Source organism: Pseudomonas sp. K5002, assembly GCF_013386655.1.
GTDB lineage: Bacteria > Pseudomonadota > Gammaproteobacteria > Pseudomonadales > Pseudomonadaceae > Aquipseudomonas.
Map to the genome: position 1 here is coordinate 1 of NZ_JACARK010000333.1, position 7,040 is coordinate 7,040.

A 7,040-nucleotide genomic window follows, 5' to 3' on the forward strand; every position below is an offset into this window, starting at 1 on the left:
CTGCAGGCTTTCCGGCGGGCCGGCGTCGTAGCCATACTGACTGATGATTTGTTGCGGGTCTTTGCGGATCGCCGCCAGGCCCGGGCCATCGGCGGCCTTGGCGTCGCCGGTCAGGCGGATCACCAGGGTTTGCAGGGCACGCTGGGTCGCCTGGTCGCGCTCCTGGGGAGACTGACTGCTGACCGGCTCCAGCACTTGATAGAGACCATTGAGGGTTTCGGCATGACTCGCCAGGCTGACCAACGACAAGCAGCCCACAAAAAAATATTTACTCAGACCCATGAAAGAAGATTCCCGAACGGCAAATAAGCGGTTGGAACAGACCGCGTGAACACTGTTGAGCAAGGCTGTGACCACAGCGACCGGCAAAACATTCACAGGGTCTCGGCAAGTTTTTGTACTGTCATAACGATAGCGAGTTAAAGGCTATACCTTAATAGGGCCTGTGACCGACTCGATTAGCGATTTTTTTAACAGCTATTGCCCCTGCCCGTCGGCCCGAGGATGGCCGCTGCCCCTCAAGCCTGATAAAATCGCGCGCCTTCGCAGACCGTCAATGGCAGGCCGTGCTGAAACTTCAGGTTTCGGTACACCCGCCGCATTCGGTCGTTACCCCTGAATCCCCCCTAAAGGCCTGGATCATGAGCAAGCAACCCTCCCTGAGCTACAAGGACGCCGGTGTAGACATCGACGCCGGTGAAGCATTGGTCGAACGCATCAAGAGCGTCGCCAAGCGCACTGCGCGCCCCGAAGTCATGGGCGGCCTGGGCGGTTTTGGCGCCCTCTGCGAGATCCCGGCCGGCTACAAGCAGCCTGTATTGGTCTCCGGCACCGACGGTGTGGGCACCAAGCTGCGCCTGGCACTGAACCTGAACAAGCACGACAGCATCGGCATCGACCTGGTTGCCATGTGCGTGAACGACCTGGTGGTGTGCGGCGCCGAGCCTCTGTTCTTCCTTGACTACTACGCCACCGGCAAGCTCAACGTCGAGACCGCTACCCAGGTGGTCACCGGCATTGGCGCTGGCTGCGAACTGTCCGGCTGCTCCCTGGTCGGCGGCGAAACCGCTGAAATGCCAGGCATGTACGAAGGCGAAGACTACGACCTGGCCGGTTTCTGCGTCGGCGTTGTCGAAAAATCCGAAATCATCGACGGTTCCAAGGTGGCTGCCGGTGACGCCCTGCTGGCCCTGCCATCGTCCGGCCCGCACTCCAACGGCTACTCGCTGATCCGCAAGATCATCGAAGTGTCCGGCGCCGACATCGAAACCATCCAGCTCGACGGCAAGCCCTTGACCGACCTGCTGATGGCCCCGACCCGCATTTACGTGAAGCCGTTGCTCAAGCTGATCAAGGACACCGGCGCGGTCAAGGCCATGGCCCACATCACCGGTGGCGGCCTGCTGGACAACATCCCGCGCGTACTGCCTAAAGGCGCCCAGGCGATTGTCGACGTGGCCAGCTGGCAGCGCCCGGCAGTCTTCGACTGGCTGCAAGAGAAAGGCAACGTCAACGAAACCGAGATGCACCGCGTGCTGAACTGCGGCGTGGGCATGGTCATCTGCGTGGCTCAAGAGCACGTTGAAAGCGCGCTGAACGTATTGCGTGAAGCCGGCGAACAGCCTTGGGTCATCGGCCAGATCGCTACCGCCCCTGAAGGCGCGGCTCAGGTTGAACTGAAGAACCTTAAGGCGCACTGATGCCTGCAACCTGTGATGTCGTGGTGCTGCTCTCCGGCACCGGCAGTAACTTGCAGGCCCTGATCGACAGCACGCGCGCCGGCGACAGCCCGGTGCGCATCGCTGCGGTGATTTCCAACCGCAGCGACGCCTACGGCCTGCAACGCGCCAGGGACGCAGGTATCGACACCCGCTCCCTGGATCACAAGGCTTTTGAAGGCCGCGAGGCCTTCGACAGCGCCTTGATCGAACTGATCGACGCCTTCAACCCCAAACTCGTGGTACTGGCCGGCTTCATGCGCATTCTCAGCGCTGACTTCGTGCGTCACTACAACGGGCGTCTGCTGAATATCCACCCGTCCCTGCTGCCAAAATACAAAGGGTTACACACCCACCAGCGTGCCCTGGAGGCCGGCGACACCGAGCACGGCTGCAGCGTGCACTTTGTCACCGAGGAACTCGATGGCGGGCCTCTGGTCGTACAGGCAGTAGTTCCGGTAGAGTCTGCGGACTCTGCGCAGACGCTTGCGCAACGGGTTCACACCCAGGAACACAGGATTTACCCGCTGGCTGTTCGCTGGTTCGCTGAGGGACGGTTGATTCTTGGCGACCACGGTGCATTATTGGACGGTCAGTTACTTGCGGCCAGCGGCCACTTGATTCGAACCTAGGAGACTTTATGCGTCGCGCCCTGCTCTTCGCTTTTGCGCTGTTCGCCTTGCCTGCCGTGCAAGCGGCAGACCTTCACCCTTTCTCCGCCAGCTACACCGCCGACTGGAAACAGTTGCCCATGAGTGGTTCGGCAGAACGCAGCCTGACCAAGAATGACAACGGCAGCTGGACCTTGAATTTCAAGGCTTCCATGATGATCGCCAGCCTGACTGAAACCAGCGTGATCCGCTTCGACAAAGACGCCCTGCAACCGGTGAGCTACACCTTCGAACGCGGTGGCCTGGGCAAGACGAAGAAGATCAATCTCGACTTCGATCAGACGGCCAAGAAAGTCACCGGCTTTGAAAACAAGGACCCGGTCAACGTGGCCCTCCAAAGCGGCATGCTCGACAAGTCGACCTACCAGTTGGCATTGCAGCGCGATGTGGCAGCCGGCAAGAAAAGCATGAGCTACAACGTCGTCGAAGGCACTGATGTCGATACCTACGACTTCCGCGTGATCGGCCCGGAAAAGGTCCAGACCAAAGCCGGCTCCATCGATGCGATCAAGGTCGAGCGCGTGCGTGACCCGACTCAAAGCAAGCGCATTACCCAAATGTGGTTTGCCAAGGACTGGGGCGGCATCCTGGTTGCCCTGCGCCAGGTCGAGACTGACGGCAAGGAATACAACATCATGCTGCAAGACGGTACCGTTGACGGCAAGGCTGTCAAAGGCAGCTGATCCTCTGCGCAATGAAAGAGCCTCGCGTACGCGGGGCTTTTTTTCGCCTGTTGCCTGACGCCAACATGAAACTTTTGTCATAAAACTCAGCGCCCTGCGACGCAATGTCGCGGTTTCCGTGGGCTCGCGGGATTACTCCAGTTTCTGTAAAGGTGTGTTGCAATTCCTGGTTATTTACTTAGCAAGCTAACAAATCATATAACAAAGGCCTGCGACGCCTTGCCGCAGATCAACCAGAGATTGGAGCAAGCAGATGACTGTAAAAGTAACTGAACGCGACGATGAACATATGTCCCATGAAGCAGTAGCCCACGGGATTCACATCTGGGATGTACACCAGCAAGACCTGCTGGTCGGCATGTTTCACGACGAGGCCGAAGCTCATAATTATAAAAACGAGCTCGAGACCCTTGAGATGAAACGCCAGGCGCAAAGCTCCTGAAACTCTGAAATCCTGTAGATAACCAGCCCCACGCAGCTGGAGTGTCTATAAACACAAACCCCGCCTTTTGAGCGGGGTTTGTGTTTTTTTGGGTTTGGGATTTTGGGGGCGCTTCGCGCCCCAGCGGGAGCAAGCTCCCTCGCCACAGCAAGCTGCCTCGCCACAACAAGCCGTCTCGCCACAATGTGTGTTTCTAACGCATTACCACATCAGGTCGTCAGGGATCTGGTAGGCGGCGTACGGATCGTCCTCATCCGGCACCTGGCTTTCGGTCAGCACGTTCATCTGGACGATGCGCTCTGGCGCCCGCTCCTGGATCTTCAGCGCGGCTTCGCGCGGGATCACCTCGTAACCGCCACCGTGGTGCACGATCGCCAGGGAGCCGTTGCTCAGCTTGTTACGCATCAGCGTGTTGACCGACAGGCGCTTGACCTTCTTGTCGTCCACGAAGTTGTAGTAGTCCTCGGTGGTCAGCTTGGGCAGGCGCGAGGTTTCGATCAATTGCTTGACCTGCGCAACGCGGGCCTTAGCCTCGGCTTTTTCCTGCTGCTGACGGTTCAGCTCCTGGTCGCGCTTGACCTTTTCGGCATGCGCCTGGATGGCCAGGCGCGCCTGGCTATCGTCCGCTTCGGCCTGGCCTTTATGCACCAGGCGCTGCTGTTTCTGTTTCTCTTTGCCGACCTGCTTGGCCTGCTTTTGGTTGACCAGGCCTGCTTTGAGCAACTGGTCGCGAAGGGAAATGCTCATGGTGCTTACTCACTTGGGCAACGGCTCAGCCGCAGCTGGACAGATTCTTTTCCTGGCGTTTGGCTTCGCCCCACAGGGCGTCCAACTCTTCGAGGGTGCAATCTTCTATGGGACGGTGGGTCTCGCGCAATGCCTGTTCGATAAATCGGAAACGTCGTTCGAATTTAGCGTTGGCTAAACGCAAGGCTGCTTCCGGGTCGACCTGGAGGTGACGGGCCAGGTTGACCGCCGCAAACAGCAGGTCACCTACTTCATCGGCGATGGCTGCCGGGTCGTTATCGGCCATGGCTTCGAGCACTTCATCCAGCTCTTCGCGCACGTTATCCACCACGGGCAACGCGGCCGGCCAGTCGAAACCCACCTGCCCGGCGCGCTTTTGCAATTTGGCGGCGCGGGAAAGCGCCGGCAAGGCCGTGGGCACATCATCCAGCAGGGATAACTGCTGTGGGACGTCGGACTTTTCCGCACGCTCCTCGGCCTTTATTTCTTCCCAACGCTGCTTGACCTGCTCTTCGCTCAGCTGCGGAATATCCAGCGGCGCGTACAAGTCTCCCGTGGGAAACACATGCGGGTGACGGCGAATCAACTTGCGGGTAATGCTGTCGATCACCCCAGCGAATTCGAAGCGCCCTTCTTCCCGCGCCAGCTGGCTGTAATACACCACCTGGAACAACAGGTCGCCCAGCTCACCTTGCAGGTGATCAAAATCCCCGCGCTCGATCGCATCGGCGACTTCGTAGGCTTCTTCCAGGGTGTGGGGGACGATGGTGGCGTAGGTTTGCTTGATGTCCCACGGGCAACCGTATTGCGGGTCGCGCAGGCGGTTCATCAGGTGCAACAGGTCTTCAAGTGAATACATCAGTCTCTTTCCGCAGAAGTGGGAACGCTGAGGATCAAATGTGGGAGCGGGCTTGCTCGCGAAGGCGTCGTGTCAGTTGCCTGATATTTGACAGACACATCGCCTTCGCGAGCAAGCCCGCTCCCACATTTCAGTCCGCGCTCGTCCAGCTACTCATGGCGTGCGATTACGCCGGGTCTCAATAATGTTCGGCAACTGGGAAATACGCCCCAGCAACCGACCCAACGCGTCCAGCCCCGGAATCTCGATGGTCAGGGACATCAGCGCCGTGTTGTCCTCTTTGTTCGAGCGGGTGTTGACCGCCAGCACGTTGATCCGCTCATTGAGCAGCACCTGCGACACATCACGCAGCAGCCCGGAACGGTCGTAGGCACGAATGATGATGTCCACCGGATAGGTCAACACCGGCACCGGGCCCCAACTGACCTGGATGATCCGCTCCGGCTCGCGCCCGCCCAGTTGCAACACCGAGGCACAGTCCTGGCGGTGAATGCTCACCCCGCGGCCCTGAGTGATGTAACCGACGATGGCGTCGCCCGGCAATGGCTGGCAGCAGCCGGCCATTTGCGTCATCAGGTTGCCGACGCCCTGGATCTGGATATCGCCGCGCTTGCCCGGCTTGTAGCCGGTGGCCTTGCGTGGAATCAGTTCCAGCTGCTCGCTGCCCCGCTCCGGCTCAACCAGTTGCTGGGCCAGGTTGACCAACTGCGCCAGGCGCAGATCGCCGGCACCGAGGGCGGCGAACATGTCTTCGGCGATCTTCATGTTGGCCTTTTCGGCCAGCTTGTCGAAGTCCACCTGCGGCAGGCCCAGGCGTGCCAATTCGCGCTCGAGCAAGGTCTTGCCGGCGGCGACGTTCTGGTCGCGCGCCTGCAATTTGAACCAGTGGACAATCTTCGCCCGCGCCCTGGACGTGGTGATGTAGCCCAGGTTCGGGTTCAGCCAGTCGCGGCTCGGCGTACCGTGCTTGCTGGTAATGATCTCGACCTGTTCACCGGTCTGCAGGCTGTAGTTGAGCGGCACGATGCGCCCGTTGATCTTGGCGCCACGGCAGTTGTGGCCGATCTCGGTGTGCACCCGGTACGCAAAATCCAGCGGTGTGGCGCCCTTGGGCAGGTCGATCGCGTGGCCGTCGGGGGTGAAGATGTAGACCCGGTCAGGTTCGATATCTACCCGCAGCTGGTCGGCCAAACCGCCGATGTCGCCCAGCTCTTCGTGCCACTCCAGCACCTGGCGCAACCAGGAGATTTTCTCTTCGTACTGGTTCGACCCGGCCTTGACGTCGGTGCCCTTGTAGCGCCAGTGAGCGCATACGCCCAGCTCCGCCTCTTCGTGCATCGCGTGGGTGCGGATCTGTACTTCCAGCACCTTGCCCTCGGGGCCGATCACTGCCGTGTGCAATGAGCGGTAACCGTTTTCCTTGGGGTTGGCGATGTAGTCGTCGAATTCCTTGGGGATGTGCCGCCACAGCGTGTGCACGATACCCAGCGCGGTGTAGCAGTCGCGCATTTCCGGCACCAGCACACGCACGGCGCGCACGTCGTAGATCTGGCTGAAGGCCAGGCCCTTGCGCTGCATTTTGCGCCAGATGGAATAGATGTGTTTGGCCCGGCCGCTGATGTCGGCTTCAACGCCGGTGGCCTGCAATTCCGTGCGTAACTGGCTCATCACGTCGGCGATAAAGCGCTCACGGTCCAGCCGCCGCTCATGGAGCAGCGTGGCAATCTGTTTGTATTGATCGGGTTCGAGGTAACGGAAGGACAAGTCCTCCAGTTCCCACTTGATATGGCCGATGCCCAGGCGGTGGGCGAGCGGCGCGTAGATGTCGAACACCTCGCGGGCGACGCGGTTGCGCTTTTCGTCGTCGGCGGTTTTCACCGCCCGAATCGCGCAGGTACGCTCGGCCAGCTTGATCAAGGC

The 7,040-nt window shown here is 60.0% G+C and carries 8 protein-coding genes; 4 read left to right on the top strand and 4 right to left on the bottom strand.

Features of this window, described 5'->3' with window-relative positions; genetic code table 11:
* The coding region (locus tag HX846_RS16310; RefSeq protein ID WP_178965722.1) for a DUF2066 domain-containing protein at positions 1-282 on the bottom strand (282 nt) is incomplete at its 3' end.
* Between the two features lie 359 nt (positions 283-641).
* Between HX846_RS16310 and purM the strand changes: the two genes are divergently transcribed.
* From purM to HX846_RS16330, 4 genes are all read left to right on the top strand, one after another.
* Positions 642-1,700: a phosphoribosylformylglycinamidine cyclo-ligase gene (gene purM, locus HX846_RS16315; protein WP_008438191.1), complete on the top strand. Its 1,059-nt coding sequence runs from the start codon at positions 642-644 to the stop codon at positions 1,698-1,700.
* A complete protein-coding gene (gene purN, locus HX846_RS16320; protein WP_008438189.1) occupies positions 1,700-2,350 on the top strand; it encodes a phosphoribosylglycinamide formyltransferase in 651 nt (216 codons plus the stop codon). The genes purM and purN overlap by 1 nt, the downstream gene beginning before the upstream one ends.
* Before the next feature lie 8 nt (positions 2,351-2,358).
* Positions 2,359-3,072, top strand: coding sequence for a DUF3108 domain-containing protein (locus HX846_RS16325; protein ID WP_003210742.1), 714 nt, complete (start codon positions 2,359-2,361; stop codon positions 3,070-3,072).
* A gap of 253 nt (positions 3,073-3,325) precedes the next feature.
* Positions 3,326-3,514, top strand: coding sequence for a hypothetical protein (locus HX846_RS16330; protein ID WP_003210741.1), 189 nt, complete (start codon positions 3,326-3,328; stop codon positions 3,512-3,514).
* A 201-nt stretch (positions 3,515-3,715) separates the two neighbouring features.
* Here HX846_RS16330 and HX846_RS16335 read toward each other — a convergent pair whose 3' ends face one another.
* From HX846_RS16335 to relA, 3 genes are all read right to left on the bottom strand, one after another.
* Positions 3,716-4,261: a DUF2058 domain-containing protein gene (locus HX846_RS16335; RefSeq protein WP_003210740.1), complete on the bottom strand. Its 546-nt coding sequence runs from the start codon at positions 4,259-4,261 to the stop codon at positions 3,716-3,718.
* Positions 4,262-4,286: 25 nt separating this feature from the next.
* The gene (gene mazG, locus HX846_RS16340; RefSeq protein ID WP_008438185.1) at positions 4,287-5,120 is read right to left on the bottom strand and encodes a nucleoside triphosphate pyrophosphohydrolase; all 834 of its coding nucleotides are present in this window, start codon (positions 5,118-5,120) and stop codon (positions 4,287-4,289) included.
* Positions 5,121-5,273: 153 nt separating this feature from the next.
* Positions 5,274-7,040: GTP diphosphokinase (relA, locus tag HX846_RS16345; RefSeq protein ID WP_178965723.1), on the bottom strand; the 1,767-nt coding region annotated here is incomplete at its 5' end.

Excerpts from the sequence above, each read along its gene's own strand:
- HX846_RS16325 (WP_003210742.1), top strand. The coding sequence starts at position 2,359 with ATGCGTCGCGCCCTGCTCTTCGCTTTTGCGCTGTTCGCCTTGCCTGCC.
- mazG (WP_008438185.1), bottom strand. The coding sequence starts at position 5,120 with ATGTATTCACTTGAAGACCTGTTGCACCTGATGAACCGCCTGCGCGAC.
- HX846_RS16335 (WP_003210740.1), bottom strand. The coding sequence starts at position 4,261 with ATGAGCATTTCCCTTCGCGACCAGTTGCTCAAAGCAGGCCTGGTCAAC.
- HX846_RS16330 (WP_003210741.1), top strand. The coding sequence starts at position 3,326 with ATGACTGTAAAAGTAACTGAACGCGACGATGAACATATGTCCCATGAA.
- purN (WP_008438189.1), top strand. The coding sequence starts at position 1,700 with ATGCCTGCAACCTGTGATGTCGTGGTGCTGCTCTCCGGCACCGGCAGT.
- purM (WP_008438191.1), top strand. The coding sequence starts at position 642 with ATGAGCAAGCAACCCTCCCTGAGCTACAAGGACGCCGGTGTAGACATC.